Raw genomic sequence first — 19,478 nt, forward strand, 5'->3', positions numbered from 1 at the left:
ACCGGTAAAAACAGCATCAGTTAAACCGGTACAAAAAAGTGGCACTGCCCCATTGATGCGCGCGTACCATTGATTTTACTTCCCTTGTTTTAAAAACCGCAGCAAGGTTAAATGCCCAATGTCCGGCCGTCAGGTTTCCGCCAAATTCCTGGCTCAGCACAAAAGGCTCCGGTTTTTTGGTGATTTCCTGCGGATCGTTGCCCCGGCCAAATAAATTTCCCTGAACGGTGGCATCATATGCGATATAATTTACGCCTGGTTTCAGGTAGAAAAAAAACTCACGCTGGTGTGCTTCTTTTATCACCCTATTTTTGGCAACCAAACCCGATGTGCTTACCGAATGATATAAGGGATTGAACTCGCCAAACCGAAGCATTGCCCCTACTCCGGCACCTGTAAAAGTAGTCCCTAAGTTTGCGTACGAATTTCCTGCCAGATCAAACCAGCCTGAACGAAAAAACAAACGGTCGTAATTCCCCATAAAATTTATACCAACATTATTTCTGATCTGATATTGCCAGCCCATCGGTGTATAAAAACCGATCGTCCGGTGCACCAGTTCCTGCGCTTGCCTGGCCAAAGCTGCCGGACCAGTTACGCCCAATTGTACGCCCAATTTCAATGCGCATTCATTTTTGAAAAGATATTGCAGCGAACTTCCTGCGTACAAATAACCGGCAAAAGGGCGGTCAACATAGTAAGCATCAGGGATAAAAGCCGATTGCGGGTTAAACATTTTCTGTCCGATCTCAAAACCCAGCGTTTTGCCAAAAAGTTTTTGGTTTGAAGTATCGGTTTGAAGCGCGTGCCGGAAATAAATAAACAAACCGTTGGTGTAATATCGATCAGAGCCTTGCGCCAGATAAGCATCATTATCGGTTTGAAAACCCAGTTCGTTTTGAAAATTACGCTGCTGTGCAGATGAAAAAAGTACCGATAAAAACAGTATCAAAAATAAAATAGAGCTTCTGAAATTCATGCTGATAAAAAGCCCTAAACTAAAAAAAGCCAGCGGATTATGGCTGGCTTATAAAATGAATATATTTTGTATGGTAAAAACAGTATTAATTCAAAACCGCTTTAACCGTCAAATCCAACGCGTTTTCTACTTTATCCGGCATCAAAGCCAAACCAACAACTTCTTTCATATCCGAAACATAATGAAATTTCATATCTTTGATGTATGATTCCTTGATCTCCAGGATGTCTTTCTGGTTGGATTTGCACAGGATGATTTCCTTGATATTTGCTCTTTTTGCAGCCAAAATTTTCTCTTTGATCCCGCCAACCGGCAGCACTTTTCCTCGCAGCGTAATCTCGCCCGTCATGGCCAGGTGCTCTTTCACTTTTCGCTGGGTAAAGGCCGAGATCAAAGCTGTTAACATTGTAATCCCTGCGGATGGACCGTCTTTTGGCGTGGCACCGGCCGGAACGTGCACATGCACATCCCATTGATCAAACAAGCGGCCATCAATTCCGAAATAAAAAGCGTGTGCCCGTATATATCCTAAAGCGATGGAGATCGATTCTTTCATCACATCGCCTAAGCTTCCGGTAATGGTCAAGCGGCCTTTTCCCGGGCTTAAACTGGCTTCGATAAACAAAATATCACCGCCAACCTGCGTCCAGGCCAAACCGGTAACCACACCGGCAACATTGTTGTTTTCGTAGCTGTCTTTATCATAAATGGGCGCACCTAATATTTTTTCAACATCTTCTTTGTTGATCGCTGAAGAATAATCCTCTTCCATTGCAATACTTTTGGCAATTCCTCGGACTAACGAACCAATCTTTTTTTCCAGGTTGCGCACACCGGATTCACGCGTGTAATCTTCCACCACTTTTTCCATCACCTGATTTTTGATGGTTACATCTTTTGGTTTTAAACCATGTGCTTCTCGTTGTTTTGGCAGCAAATGCTGACGGGCAATTTCTACTTTTTCTTCAATAGTATAGCCATTTACCTCAATAATTTCCATACGGTCCAGCAAAGCGGGCTGAATAGTGCTTAATGTATTTGCTGTCGCGATGAACATCACGTTGGACAAATCATAATCCATTTCTACATAATGATCGTAAAAGTTGCTATTTTGTTCAGGATCAAGCACTTCCAGCAAAGCAGAGGACGGATCGCCCCGGAAATCATTGCCCACTTTATCAATCTCGTCCAAAATAAAAACCGGATTTGATGCGCCAGCTTTTTTAATTGATTGAATGATGCGGCCCGGCATGGCACCGATATACGTTTTACGATGGCCGCGGATTTCAGCCTCGTCCCGGATTCCGCCCAAAGCCATCCGCACATATTTACGGCCTAAAGCTTTCGCAATGGATTTCCCCAATGAAGTTTTTCCAACTCCCGGAGGGCCAACCAAACATAAAATCGGGGCTTTCATGTTGTGCTTCAGTTTCAGCACGGCCAGATATTCAATTATGCGCTGCTTCACTTTTTCCAAACCAAAATGATCTTTGTCCAGCACTTTTTGTGCACGTTTTAAATCGAAATTATCTTTGGTAAACTCGCTCCAGGGCAATTCGGTCAATAGTTCTAAGTAATTGATCTGTACCGAATAATCTGCCGCGGCCGGGTTAATGCGCGCCAGTTTGTTCAGCTCATTGTTAAAATGATCTGCTACTTCTTTTGACCACTTTTTTTTGCTGCCTTTTGTGCGCAAACTGTCCACTTCCATATCCGGCGAAGTGCCGCCAAGTTCTTCCTGGATAGTTTTAATCTGTTGGTTCAAAAAGTAGTCGCGCTGCTGCTTGTCCAAATCCACCCGGACTTTAGATTGTATCTGGTTTTTCAGTTCCAGCATCTGCAAATCTACCGTTAAATGTTCCAGCACCATTTGTGCTCGCTCGTGCAGGTTGGCCACTTCCAGAATGTGCTGCTTCACTGTCATCGGCGCGTTCATGTTTGATGAAATGAAATTTACCAAAAATGAAGTGCTTTCAATGTTTTTAATGGCGATTCCGGCTTCCGTAGGGATGTTTGGCGAAAGCTGAATGATATTCATCGCCATATCTTTCACTGAAGAAACCATTGCCTTAAATTCCTTATTTTCAGCAGTTTTGTTCTCTTTAAAAGGTTCGATACCAGCTTTAATGTACGGCTCGGTCTGCACCTGTTCTTTCAGCAGAAAGCGTTTTTTACCTTGTATGATGACGGTTGTGTTACCATCGGGCATCTGCAAAACTTTGATAATCAATGCCATTGTGCCAACATGATACAATTGATCGTAGTTAGGGTCTTCAACCGTGGTATCTTTTTGGGCAACTACACCAATAATTTTGTTGCCTTTGTTGGCATCTTTAATCAGTTTGATGGATTTATCCCGGCCAACCGTAATCGGGATAACCACGCCCGGAAACAAAACCGTATTGCGCAGCGGCAAAATTGGCAGTACTTCCGGCGTTTGTTCGTTGTTCATTTCCTCTTCATCTTCGGATGACATCAACGGGAAAAATTCTGATTCTTCGTTTATAATTGGCAAAGCATTATTAAAATCAAAAGGGTCGAAACTCATTTAAAAACCGTATTTAAACGCCAATATGGCAGTGATGTTAAATTATCTGTAAAAAGTTGTGCAAAGCTATTCATGTTCAAGAGATATGCCAAGCTGTTTTTATCTTACCAAAAAACAGGCGGTAAAAACAGCATTGGCTTTTGTGATTCAGATTTTGCCGGATTCGGTTATCTTTGAACCTGAAATGAACACAAACTTTGTAATAGCGATTGACGGCTATTCTTCCTGCGGAAAAAGTACGCTGGCAAAAGCATTGGCAAAGCAGCTTAATTTTATTTATGTGGACAGTGGATCGATGTACAGGGCGGTTACGTTGTATTTCCTGCGGAACAATATCGATGTTGGCAATCCGGAGCAGGTTTACGAAGCATTGAAAAATATCCACCTCAACTTCAACTCCCGCGATTACGAAACGCATATTATGCTGAATGGCGAGGAGGTTTCTGCGGAAATCAGACAAATGCCGGTTTCAAAAAATGTGAGTGCGGTTTCGGCCATAAAAAAAGTGCGCCACGAAATGGTGAAACAGCAGCAGCGGATGGGTAAATCTAAAAATATTGTGATGGATGGCCGCGATATTGGGACTGCTGTTTTTAAAAATGCGCAACTGAAATTATTTATGACGGCCGACCCGAAAATCCGCGCAGAACGCCGTTACAAAGAACTGATCGAAAAAGGCCAGGAAATTACGTTGCATGAAATTTTTGAAAACATCGCCGACCGTGATTTTCAAGACACCACCAGGATTGAAAGCCCATTGGTTCGTGCCGATGACGCAGTGATTTTAGACAACACCAATATTTCCCCCCAACAACAACTCGATTTTGCTTTGGAAAAAGTTAACGCGTTGAGGAATTCCGCTTAAAAGCTATCTATGATTAGGTTTAAAGCTTTTTATGATGCTTCTTTTATCACCTAAAATTTGGTGGTTTTTATATAAATTCTTCTATCGGCAACAATTACGAAAACGAAATTTACTGGCATAAAAGAAGTATTGTAAACTTGTTGACAAAAATTTAAACAGGCAATAAAAAGTTGTTAAATTTCTGTGAGAAAAATCCTGATGCTTCTTTTATCCCATAAAATTGGTGTTGTGTTACCATAGCGGCGCAAAAAAACACGAGAATTTTTGATTTTTTAGGTGATAAAAGAGGCATTGGAAATAAGTTATACCGTTTTAAAAAGTTTTTACGTTATAATAAAGTTTTATTTCTGCCGCACCATCTGTTATTTTCAAAACCAATGATCGTACCAGCTGCTAAATTTAGTCTAACGTCTGCACTCCGCCGCCGTTTACAAAAATAGTTTGTCCGCTTACCCATTCGGAAATTGGCGATGCAAAATAGAGCATGGCACCAGCAATATCATCAGCAGTTCCTAATCTTTTAATTGGTGTATTTGCCAGCATTTTTTCTTCGATTTCCGGTGTTAGCACTTTTTCCAGTGCAGCTGTTTTTGTTGCGCCCGGCCCAACACAATTAATACGCACTTCCGGGCCAAAATCATGAGCCAAGTTGGCTGCCAAATGATTTACCGCTGCTTTAGAACCGCCATATCCACTCATGTTCGGGCTTTTGTTTACGCTAGACATCGACGTTGTAAAAACTATGGATCCGTAACCATCTTTTTTCATGTGGGGAACACATAATTGGCATAAACGCCAGCCGCTGAATACGTTCAGCTCGAAGTCGCGTTTAATATCATCAACAGAAATTTTAAATGGATTTTCCCGCCCGCCGCCGCCGCCTCCAGCGTTGTTGATAAGAATATGGACGCCGCCTAATTCCCGGACTGTTTTATCGACTAAATTTACTAAATCTTCATCTTTTAAAACATTGCAAGCTATGGCGGTAGCTTTTACGCCCAATTCCCTGATTTCCTTTGCCGTATCTTCTGCTTTTTCAAGATCAAAATCCCCAATGGAGATATTTGCACCTGCTTTTGCCAATAAGATAGCGGTTGCTTTCCCGATACCAGCAGCACCGCCAGTTACAATGGCTGTTTTTCCTGTCAAATCAAATAATCCTTTAAAATCCATATCGCTTTTATTTTAATTTTTATATTGTTTTTCCCTGCGGATAATCACATCAACAATGAGTTTTGGAAGTCACAAGCTGCCGTTCCCTATTAAATAACCGGAAATTTTATCTTTTATTCTTTAAATAATCTGCTACTGCCTGGTAAGCCGGCAAAGAAGTGGCATCGTTTGCCGCATTTGCCGCTACCGGATGCGATGCCAATCTCACGATCACCATTTGCGCGGCAGGATCAATATAAATGGTTTGCCCATGCACGCCCCTTGCCGAAAAAGCACCATCTTGATTTTCTGTCATCCACCACATATTTCTATATGACCAGCCCTTCAATCCTGGATGGCCTGATTTTGCAAACGCTTTTTTACTACCGCCTTTTTCTATATCGGCAACAGCTGCGGCAGGAAAAACCTGTTTTCCGTGCCACATTCCCTTATTTAGTATCAATTCGCCAAACCGCCCTAAATCACGTAAACCTGCGTTAAAGCCTCCGCCTGCAAAAGGAGTCCCCATTCCATCTACCTGATAATAAGCATCTTGTTCCATCCCAATTTTACCCCAAATTTCTTCTGAGAGTAATTTAGTAATAGATTTGCCGGTTGCTTTAGAAATAATCCATCCCAACGCATCGGCATTTACAGTTTTATATCCAAAAGCTTCGCCATGTTTGCCCTGCTTTTTTATGGTTTCCAAATATTGGTAATATCCAACCGGACCTTTGTAGTCTTTAGGCTTTTGTGCCGGGTTGCCAGCTGCAGAAAATTGCCAAATGTCTGCCTTTGGGTCTGCATAATCTTCGCTGTACTTTAAAGCGGTAGTCATGTCCATTACCTGTCTTACGGTGGCATCGCCGTAGGCAGAATTTTTAAGTTCTGGCACGTAGTACGGAACAAGTTTACCTGGATCGAGTTTTCCTTCCGCCACTAAAATAGAGGCCAGAGTACCGGTGAAAGATTTTGTGAGCGACATGACCGCATGAACATTTTCCTGGGTCAAGGCGCCAAAATACCGCTCATAAACTATTTTCCCTTTATGAATGATGAGCATGCCATCGGTATAGTTTTCGGCTAAAGAGTTTTCCCATGTCATCTTTTGCTTTGAATTCCAGGGTAAAAAAGTTAATTGATCAATATTTTGATCCAAGGCATAATGCATTGGGTCAGGTGCTTCCAATCCTCTCGATACGTTTTGGGTAGGCAATAATTCGCGCATGTGCACTACGCTCCAACGTATGGCCGGGAACTCGAAGAACGACCCGTCCCAAGTATGCAAAATCCGATTTGCCGGCGGCGGAAAACCCTGCATCCAGCCAAAATTCTTTGGATCGCTTTGTTTTGCGGAAAGATATTTTTTTGTTGTCTGGGCGGACGAAGATCCGCTGCCGAGAACAACCAATACAAAGAGTATGGTCAATCTTGTGCAAGTGTTTTTTTCGATAGTTGTAGAACGCGTTGACTTGTTCATATAAAAAGGTTCCTTTAATGTTTCTTTTTGTGCCAGCTACTTAATTTTCCGGTAGAACGCAAGCCTTAACGGTAAGGTGACTTACCGTCGCGGAAACAATTCAGACGACCAAACCAATAATAATTAAAGCGTTTAGCAAGGTAACGTCTAAAGTGCCTATATATCGTTGCCAAAGCACTGACAATGAAGCAATAACACCAAAGGTGAAAAAACCGTGTTTGATTACTGTCCATAAAGCTTTAGGGGAAATTTAACTTAAGATATGTTAAAAGGCCAACTCGCTGCAATCCTTCCTATCTCATTAAAAATAGGAGTTAAATGTAAAACCGGGCTTTCTCTAATGTTTTAAACTGAAAGATTTTAGTGCCAGTTTAAAGTTTATCCAATGGTTTTTATTTGCTTCTTTTATCATACAAAAAATAAAAGGCTTTAGTTTTAGATGGATAGATTTTGATAAAAACACCAACTTTTAGGTGATAAAAGAAGCATGGTATTTTACTTCGATAAGTTTAAACGGGCTCAGGCTAAACTGATTTTTATGAGTATAAACAGGCTTTTAAAAATTAATCTACAACTTCATACTGTTTTGTAGTTACACCAAACCGGTTTAAAAAATCCACACCTTCATCCGCGGCAAAACCTTTATAAGCGGCGTATGATTTCTGGTAAAAAACAGCTGCAATCCCGGCCGAAAATATTAACCGGGCACATGGCAAACACGGCGAAAGTGTTACATATAAAGTTGCGCCTTCCAGCTTTGCACCGTTTTTTACGGCATATAAAATGGCATTTTGCTCGGCGTGCAAAGCTAAAGAGCAGCTTCCTTTTGTGTCGCGGGCACAGCCTTGTTCCGGCCATTCTTCATCACAATTATGGGTTCCGGCAGGCGGCCCATTATAACCGATGGAAATGATGCGGGTGTCTTTTGTTAAAACGGCACCAACCTGTGCTTTTACGCAGTGAGAACGCAAAGCCAGATCGGTAGCGAGGTGCATAAAAATCGTATCGAAGCTTTTTTTAGCCATGTAAAATTAGTGTCCGCCGCCGGCAATCACATTGTTCATGTCGATGCCTTGTTTTTTCAAAGCCGGTCCAACTTTTATGGCGAAGAAAGTGATGTAAGCAAAGCAGATTACAGGGATAATGTACGAAACGTGGATTCCGGCCGTATCTGCCAAAATACCCTGCACCGGCGGAATGATCGATCCGCCCAAAATCATCATGATCAAAAATGCAGAACCCTGACTGGTATGTTTGCCCAAACCGGCCACAGCCAGCGAAAATATACTCGGGAACATGATTGAACAGCATAAACCTCCGCTTAAAAAAGCATAAGTGGCAATAATACCGGTAGTTAACAAACCGGTAATCATGGCCAAAACACCCAGAATACCAAAAATCATCAATACGCGGGTTGGTTTGTTCTGCCCTAAAAAGAATGCCACAATTAAAACCGTAACGCAAATGGCATAACTGTATAAATTGCTTACATCTGTACCGGAAATGTGGTTGAAAAACAAAACCACTGCAAAAGCCACAAACGGAACAACAACCGTTAAAATGTTTTTGGTTTGTTTTGGTAATTTAAACGCACTTATGCCGCCCGTCCAGCGGCCGATCATCAGGCTTCCCCAATATAAAGAAATGAAAGGCTTGATTGCTGAATCATCATAAGCACCAAATTCCGGTAGTTTTAATAAAGCACCCAAATTGCTTTGAACGGTAACTTCTACCCCAACATAGGTAAAAATGGCAAGCATCCCCAAAACTAATTGCGGATATTGCATGGCGCCCCAGCTGTCCGGATTGTTTTTTGGCGCAGTAAGCACATATATAATGGACAAAAGTATGATGGCCAAAGCTGTATAAATAAAATAGGCATTGCTCAAACCCGTCAGTTTTTCAAGAGGATTGGCTACCAAAATCATCAGAAAGCCTAAAGTGATCACCAACAAAGGTGCGTTTGCACGGGTACTGGCATCAACGTTTTCTGTACTATTGATTTTTGGAAGGTTGGAAAACTTGTAAAAAGCGGCAACTGCCAGAAATAAAGCGGCCAGGATAAAATACAGGTTATTTACCGAAGTAATGCTAACATTGCTTTGTGCACTCTCGCGTGACGAACCGAACAGGACAACGCTAACAATGATCGGGCCCAGCAAACCACCAAAATTATTTACGCCACCTGCAAAGTTTAAACGGTCAGGCCCGCTTTCTGGCGGCCCCAAAGCCACCACAAACGGGTTTGCTGCGGTTTGCTGCAAAGAAAAACCTACCGCCACAATAAAAAAAGCACTTAAAATAAAGGCAAAATGCCCGTTGTTTATCGCCGGGACCATGGCCAGCGCGCCAACAGTAGAGATGAGCAAGCCATACACAATACCGTTTTTATAACCAATTTTATTAAGCAGATCAACTTTGGTCAATTGCGATATAAAATACAAGATCAATGAACCGATAAAATAGCCTCCGTAAAACGTAAAATCAATCAGCTGGGATTCAAACTGCGTTAAATGAAAATGGGTTTTACAAAATGGGATAAATACGCCGTTGGATGCTGCCAGAAATCCCCAGAAAAAGAAAACCGTGATTAAGGAGTACAAAGCTGATGCATAGCTTTTTGTTTCAGTTTGAGCCATTAGGTTAAATAAATTGATTTAGCAATTAGTAGTGCGAACATAAAAGTATTTTGCAAATTATTCAGTATTAATTATGCATATTATTGTTGCAATCCGTATTTGTTGGGCGTTAAGGTAATTAAATTGCATATTCGCTTTTAATGCTGATCTATTTTAAGCTGCAACATGATTGAAGCCATCATTTCCGGCATCGGGATCGGGATTGTTTTGACCTTTATTACCGGTCCGGTTTTTTTTGCACTGATCAAAACCAGTATAGAAAAAGGCTTTCATGCCGGCGTGGCTTTGGCTTTAGGCGTTGTTTCAAGCGATGTGGTTTTTGTTGGGGCGATTATTTTTGGCTCACAATTATTTGAAATCCCGCCGCGTGCAAAAGTGTGGCTGGGCATTGCCGGAAGCATAATTTTGCTTTGCATCGGCATACATTATCTGCTAAAAAAAGCAGATGTCGATTTTAATACGCACACACCGCCAAAGGTTAATCGGGCAGGCTACTTTTTTAAAGGTTTTGCCATGTGCATCTTCAACCCTACCATTTTGTTTCATTGGATTACCGTGATCGGGACTGCGAGCACGGTTTATCACGCTGGTGTGCCGCACCGGCAGCTAAAAATTGCCATTATGTTTGTTACTATTTTGATTGTGCAGTTTGGCATGGATTCTACCAAAGCATTCTATGCCAATAAGTTGCGTGATAAGATTTCGGTAAAATTAGTGCACCGATTAAATTATGCGGCCGGAATTGCCCTGATTATCGCAGCTTTTATCATCATGGACCGGCTGGTAACGCACTTTGTTTTTCCGCCGATCAGTTAAGTGTTAAGAATCTCAGACTAAAAATAATTTGCATAGGATGATGCTTCTTTTATCCACCTAAATTCTAGTTCAAAAAGAAAGTTGAGTTCAGAATGAAAAATACAATGCTTCTTTTATCAACCTAATTTCAGACTTAAAAGAACGTTGAGTTCAGATTAAAAAATACAATGCTTCTTTTATCAACCTAATTTCTAGTTCAAAAAGAAAGTTGAGTTCAGAATGAAAAATACAATGCTTCTTTTATCACCCTAAATTCTATTTCAGAAAGAAAGTTGAGTTGAGATTGAAAAATACAATGCTTCTTTTATCCACCTAAATTCAAAAACCAGGTACCATCCAACAGCTTACCGCAAACCCCAAACCTCTTACAAATATGCCCGCTGATTTTTGCCTTCCATCCAATTTAAAAATGCTTTGTTTACCACCTTATTTCCGCCCGGTGTGGGGTAATTTCCGGAGAAATACCAATCGCCTAAATGATCCGGACAAGCTTTGTGCAAATTATCAAGCGTTTGGTAAATCACCTGCACTTCGGCTTTGATGTTTTTTGGGGTGATGATTTCGGCAATCTTATCGGAAATCTGCTCATCTGTAAAAGGTTCATAAATTGCTTTTACATAATTCAGAACGTCCTCTTTGGGCAAATTCACGCTTTCTTTACATTGCCGGTAAACTTCGTGAATGATATCTTGGCGTCCGCTCTCTTTTAATAACGTAATTGCAGCTTCAAAAGCAACAAACTCGCCCATTCGGGACATATCAATACCATAACAGTCCGGATAACGGATTTGCGGTGCAGACGATACCACGATGATTTTTTTTGGCCCCAAACGATCAATGATTTTCAGGATACTTTGCTTTAACGTAGTGCCGCGAACGATGGAATCATCCAGAACCACCAGTGTATCTTTGCCGTTTTTGATGAGGCCGTAAGTGGTATCGTAAACATGCGCCACCATTTCCGAGCGGTCTGCATCCTGCGTGATAAACGTACGCAGTTTTACATCTTTTATCGCCAGTTTTTCTACCCGCGGCGCAATACTCAGCACTTTGTCCAGCTCTTCATCGGTAATTTTATCGGCACGGTTAAGCAACTGCTCGCGCTGATGGCATTTGATATATTTATGCACACCTTCTACCATGCCATAAAAAGCAATTTCGGCGGTGTTGGGGATGTAGGAGAAAACCGTATTTACCAGATCGTGGCTTACGGCACCTAAAATTTGCGGGCACAACAACCGGCCCAGCTGCTTGCGTTCGCGGTAAATGGAAGCATCACTTCCCCGCGAAAAATAAATCCGCTCAAAAGAACATGATTTGCGTTCAGTCGGTTCCCGAAACTGCTCTTCGGTAATCTGTCCATCTTTTTTAATAATCAGCGCATGGCCAGGCTTGATTTCTTTGATCGCACCGATCGGGACATTAAAAGCCGTTTGTATGGCCGGCCGCTCGGAAGCTGCCACCAAAACCTCATCATTTTGGAAATAAAAAGCCGGGCGGATACCCGCCGGATCGCGCATGATAAACGCATCGCCATGACCGAAAATCCCGGCAATGGTGTAACCGCCGTCCCAGGATTTAGCCGATTTTTTGAGGATTTTTGCTACGTCCAGATCAGTAGCGATCAGTTTGGTGATCTCTACGTTATCATCCAAACCTTCTCTTTTATATTGATCAAACAAACCCTGAACTTCAGAATCCAGAAAGTGGCCGATTTTTTCCAACACCGTAACCGTGTCTAATTTTTCCTTCGGATGCTGGCCAAGTTCAAATAATTGTTGTAGTAATTCATCGGTATTGGTCATGTTAAAATTACCGGCCATTACCAAATTCCGCGTCATCCAGTTGTTCTGGCGCAAAAACGGATGGCAATTTTCAATGCTGTTTTTGCCATGTGTCCCGTAGCGCAAATGCCCCAGCAAAACCTCACCGGTAAAACTAACGTGTTCTTTCAGCCAGTCGGCATCGGCAAATTGCTCCGGGTATTCTTTCTGGATATCGGCAAATTTTTTCTGGATGTATTCAAAAATATCCGAAACTGCGTTTTTGGCCATAGAACGGTGGCGGCTGATGTAACGGTGGCCGGGTGCTACGTCCAGTTTAATGGTAGCTACTCCTGCCCCGTCCTGGCCGCGGTTGTTTTGCTTTTCCATCAGCAAATACAGCTTATTCAGGCCGTAAAGTGATGTTCCGTATTTTTCCTGATAGTATGACAGCGGTTTTAACAAACGGATGAAGGCAACTCCGCACTCGTGTTTAATCTGATCGCTCATGATTCCAATTAAGCCGCAAAAGTAGGGTTTATATTGAAAGATGTCCTTTAAAAATCGAAACGGTGGAAATCCAAATCAATACTTACTTAAATATGATGATCCGGATGCTGTTTTTATTGCAGAAAATTTGCCAGCGCAGAAGGAAAAATACCCAGTAAAAACACTATCGCACTTAACAAACCAATAATAATCAGCAACGGGATTTGCGCGTGGCCGGTTGGTTTTTCCGGCTGGTTTTCTGCGGATTTCAGGAACAGGTACAACGGGATTTTGAAGTAATAAAAAAGTGAAACCACAGTAGTAACGGCCCCGATAACCAGCAAGGCCAGCATCCAAACGTTATGATTTTGGTGATAAATTTCAATCACCGAAGAAAAAACCAGCACTTTGGCATTAAAGCCGGCGGAAACAGGCAAGCCGGTCAGCGAGATCAGTACAATTACAAAACACACGCTGGCAAACGGATAAGTTTTACCCAGTCCGCGTAAGTTTTCAACCGTGAGCATACTGTTTTTACCGGCATAAAAACTGCAAAGCATCAGCGCGGTAATATTGGCCAGCGCATAAACGGCCAGGTAGAACAGCAATGCCGAAACGCCCTGCTGTGAAAAAGTGACCAATGCCATTAAGCCAAAACCGGTATGGCCAATAGCCGAGTAAGCCAGCATTCGCTTGATGTTGGTTTGCCTGATGGCAGCAAAATTCCCCACGATCATGGTAAGTATGCCGATAACGGAGAAGTACAAACGAAAATCAAAAGCCTGAAACTTATTGTTAAAAACAAAAGGCGTTAAAAAGTTGGTCAGCAATGCAAAGCCGGCAATTTTGGTTAAAGTAGAGAGAAAAGCCACCACCGGTGTTGATGCGCCTTCGTACACATCCGGCACCCAAAAGTGCATCGGCACAAATGAAAGCTTGAAACCGATACCGGCCAGCACCAGCAAAATCCCCAGGGAAACCGGAATGGAATTGAGGCGAATTAGCTGCTCCAGAAACTGTCCGTTAAATAAATTTAACTGACCGGTTTCTGCATAAAGCAACGACATGCCATACAGCATTACTGCCGACGCCGCAAAACCAAAAAGTACATATTTTAAGCCCGATTCGATGGCAAAACGGTTTTCTGCACGATAAGCCACCATTAAGTAAGAACCTACGGAAACGATTTCTATCGATAGATAAATCATCAATAAATTGACTGACATGGCCATCAGGTGCAGGCCAAAAACTACGGCGATAATAATGGCGTACAGATCACTTAAACCTTTTGGATGTACTTTTAAAGGCTGATCTAAAGGAATATAAACGATGATAATAAAAGTGAGAACAGCAAAGATCAACTTAAACAACACAGAAATATGGTGTAAAAGAAGCATGTTGCCAAACAAAAATTTCGGCCCGGAAACGATTACATATAATTGTTGCGCATCCCGCTGGAAAACGAAAACCAAACCAAGCAGGCACAGTAAACGACACATCCAGTCGGCATCGTTTTTAAACAGCAGCCCGGTAATTATCACCAATAAAAACAGTATGACCAACGCGGTTTCGGGCGCAAAATAGAGCAGGCTTTGCAGTACGTTGTTGATTTGTTCGGTAATGGACAATGGCAGCTCGTTCATGGTTTTTATCTGAATAAATGAACGAAAGTCAGCACGGAATCATTGATTTTGTCGAAAACCAGCGAAGGTAAAATCCCGATGATTAAAGCCATAAATGCCAACGGGACTAAAGCTGATTTTTCCCGGAAATTGAGATCTGTTAAAGCTGTTCTCCAGGTTTCGCCGCCGGATAAACGGGTTTCGCCAAAAAACATGCGTTGCAAAGTCCACAGAAAGTAAGCCGCACTCAGCAAAATGCCGATGGAACCGCAAATGGCCATCCAACCGGGCAATAAACCGTTTACGGAAGCGGAAGTGAACGCACCGATCAGTGAAAAAGCTTCGGCAATAAAAGCAGAAAACCCGGGCAAACCCAATGAAGCGAAGAAAGCAATCATCACAAAAACCGTAAAAATGGGCATCAGCGAAGCCAAACCACGAAAGTTATAAATGTAGCGGTCGTGTACGCGCACATAAATCACCCCAACTAAAAAGAACAGCATGGCCGATAAAAAACCGTGACTGAGCATTTGCATCATCGCGCCGCTTACGCCTTCGGTGGTTTGCGAAGCTATTCCCAGCAAAACAAAACCCATGTGCGAGACGGAGGAATAGGCAATCAAGCGTTTCAGATCAGTTTGTGCCAGTGCGTTTAAGGCTCCGTATAAAATGGAAATCACGCCAAGCAAACCAAGCCAGAACGCACCGGCTGTGGCCACTTCAGGGAAAATGCTGAAGCAGATGCGTAAAATACCGTAACCGCCAACTTTTAATAAAACGCCGGCCAAAATGATGGAAACGGCTGTTGGGGCTTCCACATGCGCATCGGGCAGCCAGGTATGAAAAGGCACTACCGGGACTTTAATGGCGAAAGCAATAAACAAAACCACAAAACCCAGGTAACGCGCCGGAAAGCCGAACAAGGTTTGATGCGCTGCCGCAGAGAATATTGAACCTTGTGCATAATTGGCAGGATTCATCATGTGGACGATGTTGAACGTATGGTTTCCAGTGGTTGGATCGGTAACGGAAAAGTACAGGCCGATCATCACCAGCAACATAAAAACAGAACCAAAAAGCGTGTACAAAAAGAATTTGATGGCTGCATATTCGCGCCGGACGCCGCCCCACATCCCAATTAGGAAGTACAATGGCAGCAACATCAGTTCATAAAAAATATAGAACAGGAAGAAATCCAGCGCACAAAAAACACCGATTACGGCCGTATCCAGCAATAAAAACAAAGCAAAAAAGCCTTTTAAATTGGTTTTGATTTCCCAGGAAGCGAGAACGGCAACCAACATTACAACCGAAGACATGAACAGCAAGCCGATGGAAAAACCATCAACCCCAACAAAATAATCAATTTGCATTTTGCCAAGCGAACCAAGATTGAGGCTGATCCAGCTTGCTTTTTCGGCAAATTGATACTGGTTTACATGATTTATACCGCTAAAAGAAGCACCGGTTTGAAAATGAAAATACAGCCATCCGCTTAAAAAAACCTGTACCAAAGTTGCTGCCAATGCCAGATGTTTAAAATTATTGCGCAACGAAACAGGCAGTAAAAGAAGCACTGCGCCAAACAGTAATGGGGTAAAAATAAGCAGGGTAAGTATGTGGTCCATCAACCTAAATCAGCGTCTTAAAAAGGTAAATCCCTAAAATAAATAGCAGCATGGTAAGCAGGTATTGCTGCACTTTTCCGGTTTGAAAACTGCGGGCAAAACTACCCAAATCGCGGACACGAAAGGCAATAAAATTTACAGTTCCGTCCACTAAATACTTGTCAAACCAGGCACTGATCCTGGACAAAAACAGGCCGGCTTTGGCCAACAGGTTTATAAATCCGTCAATCACCAATCTGTCAAAAGCATAAAGTTTTTTGCTGAACCAAACTACTGTTTTTACCACCTGTTTTTGATAGAAAATATCTATATACCAATGATTATAAGATAGTTTGAACAGAAAACCGTGCTCCGGGAACCAGTTGACCTGTTGCCGGGCGTAACGCAGGTAAGCTACATAAACTACCGGAATGGTAATTAGGTTGACGGCCGCCGGGATAATGGTATGATAGATATTTTCACGTTCAAAATAATCCGCATTTAAAAAGCCACGGAAAACCCAGCTGTGTTCGTACAATAACGGATTTAAGGAGAAGACCGGAAACAAACAAAACACCGATAAAAACAGCATCGGCAGCGTGAACAATTTTTTTTCTGCAGAAAGGTGCGGCTGGAAAGTCGGGACCATTTGCTTCAACCTGGATTCGCCCCAAAAAACCTTGAACATTAAACGGGCGATGTAAAAAGCGGTCATCCAGCTGGTGATCAATATGGAAACCGGAATAATTTTGAAGAAGAACGATTTGCCTTCTGCCCATTCAAAAGCCTGGATCAGAATGCTATCTTTAGATAAATAGCCGGACGTGAGCGGAAAACCGATCAATGCCAAAGCGGCGATCACGCAAACCACAAAAGTTACCGGCAAAACTTTGCGCAAACCGCCCATATACAAAATGTTCTGCGGATCGATATCCAGGTGCAGTTTTTCTTTTAAATGCTGCATTTCATGGATGATCACGCCGGCCGACAAGAACAAAAGGCACTTAAAAAAAGCATGTGCCATCAGATGGAACATGGCCGAAGAATAAGCACCAACGCCCATTGCGGCAACCATAAAACCCAATTGCGAAATGGTAGAATAAGCCAGGATTTTCTTGAGATCGTTTTGGGTGAGGGCTATTGTGGCGGCCATAAATGCGGTAAATGAGCCGGTGATGGCGATAACCGTTTTCACTTCCGGATTGAAAACCGGATAAACCCGCGCCAGCAAAAAAACGCCAGCCGCCACCATCGTAGCAGCATGAATTAAAGCAGAAACGGCTGTCGGGCCTTCCATGGCGTCGGGCAGCCAGGTGTGCAGCGGAAATTGTGCTGATTTGGCTGCCGCGCCGAGGAAAAAACAAAGACCGGCAATAGTTAACCACGTTCCGGATAAATTATTTGTTCCGAAATTATTTGGGTTGCCGAATAATTGAATCAGATCAAAAGTGTGAAAATGGGCAAACAAAATCATAATACCGATCAGAAAACCCAGATCGCCAATCCGGTTCATTATAAACGCTTTTTTGCTGGCCAAAACTGCTTTTTCGCGCGTAAACCAGAAACCGATGAGCAGGTAAGAAGCGAAACCAACCAATTCCCAACAGGCGTACATCAGCAGTAAATTATCTACCACAACCAAAGCCAGCATCGCGAAGCAAAAGAAGCTGAGGTAACGAAAATACCGGCGGAATTTCGGATCGTACCGAATATAAGCCAATGAATAAATATGCACAGCCAGCGCAGTCACATCCACCAAAACCAGCATCAAAACGGATAAATTATTGAGCAATAAACCTGCGTAGATTTTAACCGCTCCGATTTGAAACCACAGTGTTTGCACATGTAGCTGCGGATGGTTCCAGATTTTGAAGAAAAGCAGCCCGGAAGAAACCAAACTTAAAAAAATGCAAACCGCCGATACAAAGCCTGCCATGCGCGATGCTGTTTTTACCACTAAAAAATTGGTGATAAAAGCAGCAAACGGCAGCAAAACCGTTATCAAAGCCAGCCAGATTTCGGTAGGATAATTTTGTATTTGTTGTAATTTTTCCAAATTCTAATCTTTTAAAGCATTGATTTTTTCCGGGTCGATGGTTTTAAATTTCCGGTAAACGTTTAAAATAATGGCCAGCGCAACAGCAGTTCCGGCGGCGGCCAACACAATGGCAAAAAGCGCAAAAAGCTGACCGCCGTTGTTGTATTTATCGTATTTGCCAAAAGCAACCAGGTTGATAACGGCCGCGTTGATAATAAATTCAATCCCGATCAGCACCTGTATGGCATTGTTTTTAGTCAGTACCATGTACAATCCGGTACAAAAAAGGCTTGCGCCGATCAGCATGAAAGTTTGCAAATCAATCATCGGCCTGCCCCTTTCTGGCCAGGTGCGCCGCGCCTACCAATGCCATCATCAGCAAAATAGAAATGGCTTCAAAAGGCAGCAAATAAGCAGTCATTAAATTAGTTCCGATGTTGGTAACTGTATTGTCCTGCGGATGAAAAGTATTGTTTTGCGCTTGTGTAACCCAAAGCAAATGATCGGGGTTTAGTTTGAAAATAGCATTCACCAAAACCAGCAAAAAAGCAACTGCAACCAGCAAAGCCGGAAGCTGTTTCAGGGTAAAATACTGATGTTTACGCTCTTCCAGTTTTTCCAAAGTTTCTTTGCTAGACAACATAAAAGTGAACAGCATCAGCACCAAAACGCCGCCTACATAAATGACAATCTGGGTAACCGCCACAAAATCTGCCAGCGCAAAAACGTACAGACCGGCGATGGAAAACAACGTTACAAAAAACATAAAAACAGAACGTACCAAATTGCTGCTTGCCGCCACATACCAGGCAGAAGTTACGGTAATCAACCCCAGGAAAATAAATATGGCTTGTTCCATGCTGTTTTTATCCACCTTTTTTTAGTGCCGCGGCTTGTTTGGCGGCGGTTTTTTCTGCATTTTGTTTCTCTATTGCAGATTTTTTTTCTGTTGCTTCTTCCTCCGTCATGGCAGAAAACTGGTAGTTCAGTAAACTCAATGCATCCACACTTTTATCGTATTGGTTGGTCATCGTGATGCACTCCGTTGGGCAAACTGTGGTGCACAAACCGCAATACATGCACTTGGCCATGTCAATATCAAACTTTGCGGCATACAGTCGTTTGGTCGTTCCGTCTGAAGTTTGCCCGATGGCTTCCGTAGCTTTAATAGATTCTATGTCGATGCAATTTACGGGACAAATTTTGGCGCACAAATCACAAACAATACAATCCTCCATCTCCACAAACAATTGATAACGACCAGTTTCCGGCACCGGAAGCGTTTGATGCGGATATTGGATCGTTGCGTTTCCCGGCAGCTGTTTAAAGTAATTATCAGCTTTTACACTCAGCACTTCCCTACTGTTTTTAGCAGCAAAAAAATGTTTCAGGGTGAGGTTTAAGCCTTTTCCCGCAGTGGTAAATCCTTTGATGATGTTGTTGAACATTTTTATTTTCTAATATTTCGCGCTTTGTAATT

Annotated in this window: 15 protein-coding genes; 2 read left to right on the forward strand and 13 right to left on the reverse strand. The window is 42.6% G+C overall.

Features of this window, described 5'->3' with window-relative positions; translation table 11 throughout:
- Positions 1-16: 16 nt before the first annotated feature.
- Together ACOFKR_RS11900 and lon are read right to left on the reverse strand one after the other, a co-directional pair.
- On the reverse strand, positions 17-979 hold the full coding sequence (locus tag ACOFKR_RS11900) for a lipid A deacylase LpxR family protein (protein ID WP_419801022.1): 963 nt from the start codon (positions 977-979) through the stop codon (positions 17-19).
- An 85-nt stretch (positions 980-1,064) separates the two neighbouring features.
- Positions 1,065-3,527: an endopeptidase La gene (gene lon, locus ACOFKR_RS11905; RefSeq protein ID WP_419801023.1), complete on the reverse strand. Its 2,463-nt coding sequence runs from the start codon at positions 3,525-3,527 to the stop codon at positions 1,065-1,067.
- Positions 3,528-3,711: 184 nt separating this feature from the next.
- Between lon and cmk the strand changes: the two genes are divergently transcribed.
- Positions 3,712-4,392, forward strand: a complete 681-nt coding sequence (cmk, locus tag ACOFKR_RS11910) for a (d)CMP kinase (RefSeq protein WP_419803638.1) — start codon at positions 3,712-3,714, stop codon at positions 4,390-4,392.
- 399 nt (positions 4,393-4,791) lie between these two features.
- Here cmk and ACOFKR_RS11915 read toward each other — a convergent pair whose 3' ends face one another.
- The 4 genes from ACOFKR_RS11915 to ACOFKR_RS11930 all read right to left on the reverse strand — a co-directional run bounded on the left by ACOFKR_RS11915 (position 4,792) and on the right by ACOFKR_RS11930 (position 9,663).
- Positions 4,792-5,565, reverse strand: a complete 774-nt coding sequence (locus tag ACOFKR_RS11915; protein ID WP_419801024.1) for a glucose 1-dehydrogenase — start codon at positions 5,563-5,565, stop codon at positions 4,792-4,794.
- Positions 5,566-5,671: 106 nt separating this feature from the next.
- Entirely contained in the window at positions 5,672-7,024 is a 1,353-nt protein-coding gene (locus ACOFKR_RS11920) for a serine hydrolase domain-containing protein (RefSeq protein WP_419801025.1), read from the reverse strand.
- Between the two features lie 563 nt (positions 7,025-7,587).
- Positions 7,588-8,049 carry a deoxycytidylate deaminase gene (locus tag ACOFKR_RS11925; protein WP_419801026.1) on the reverse strand — a complete coding sequence of 154 codons (462 nt, stop codon included), beginning with the start codon at positions 8,047-8,049 and terminating at the stop codon, positions 7,588-7,590.
- A 6-nt stretch (positions 8,050-8,055) separates the two neighbouring features.
- Complete coding sequence (locus tag ACOFKR_RS11930; RefSeq protein WP_419801027.1) at positions 8,056-9,663, reverse strand: MFS transporter; 1,608 nt, start codon at positions 9,661-9,663, stop codon at positions 8,056-8,058.
- 165 nt (positions 9,664-9,828) lie between these two features.
- On the opposite strand from ACOFKR_RS11930, the gene ACOFKR_RS11935 reads away from it, so the two are divergent.
- A complete protein-coding gene (locus ACOFKR_RS11935) occupies positions 9,829-10,479 on the forward strand; it encodes a LysE family translocator (protein WP_419801028.1) in 651 nt (216 codons plus the stop codon).
- A 365-nt stretch (positions 10,480-10,844) separates the two neighbouring features.
- Here the strand turns inward: ACOFKR_RS11935 and ACOFKR_RS11940 are convergent, their stop codons facing one another.
- The 7 genes from ACOFKR_RS11940 to ACOFKR_RS11970 all read right to left on the reverse strand — a co-directional run bounded on the left by ACOFKR_RS11940 (position 10,845) and on the right by ACOFKR_RS11970 (position 19,446).
- A complete protein-coding gene (locus tag ACOFKR_RS11940; RefSeq protein WP_419801029.1) occupies positions 10,845-12,752 on the reverse strand; it encodes an amidophosphoribosyltransferase in 1,908 nt (635 codons plus the stop codon).
- 113 nt (positions 12,753-12,865) lie between these two features.
- Positions 12,866-14,374 (reverse strand): NADH-quinone oxidoreductase subunit N, encoded by a 1,509-nt coding sequence (locus ACOFKR_RS11945; RefSeq protein WP_419801030.1) that lies wholly within the window; start codon positions 14,372-14,374, stop codon positions 12,866-12,868.
- 5 nt (positions 14,375-14,379) lie between these two features.
- Positions 14,380-15,981 carry a complex I subunit 4 family protein gene (locus ACOFKR_RS11950; protein ID WP_419801031.1) on the reverse strand — a complete coding sequence of 534 codons (1,602 nt, stop codon included), beginning with the start codon at positions 15,979-15,981 and terminating at the stop codon, positions 14,380-14,382.
- A 4-nt stretch (positions 15,982-15,985) separates the two neighbouring features.
- Positions 15,986-18,016, reverse strand: a complete 2,031-nt coding sequence (gene nuoL / locus ACOFKR_RS11955; protein ID WP_419801032.1) for an NADH-quinone oxidoreductase subunit L — start codon at positions 18,014-18,016, stop codon at positions 15,986-15,988.
- Positions 18,017-18,019: 3 nt separating this feature from the next.
- Complete coding sequence (gene nuoK, locus ACOFKR_RS11960; RefSeq protein WP_419801033.1) at positions 18,020-18,325, reverse strand: NADH-quinone oxidoreductase subunit NuoK; 306 nt, start codon at positions 18,323-18,325, stop codon at positions 18,020-18,022.
- On the reverse strand, positions 18,318-18,857 hold the full coding sequence (locus ACOFKR_RS11965; protein WP_419801034.1) for an NADH-quinone oxidoreductase subunit J: 540 nt from the start codon (positions 18,855-18,857) through the stop codon (positions 18,318-18,320). The genes nuoK and ACOFKR_RS11965 overlap by 8 nt, the downstream gene beginning before the upstream one ends.
- 7 nt (positions 18,858-18,864) lie before the next feature.
- Positions 18,865-19,446: a 4Fe-4S binding protein gene (locus tag ACOFKR_RS11970; protein ID WP_419801035.1), complete on the reverse strand. Its 582-nt coding sequence runs from the start codon at positions 19,444-19,446 to the stop codon at positions 18,865-18,867.
- Positions 19,447-19,478: the final 32 nt, after the last annotated feature.

This window comes from Mucilaginibacter sp. (genome assembly GCF_965201005.1).
In the GTDB taxonomy this organism is placed as follows: Bacteria; Bacteroidota; Bacteroidia; order Sphingobacteriales; family Sphingobacteriaceae; genus Mucilaginibacter_A.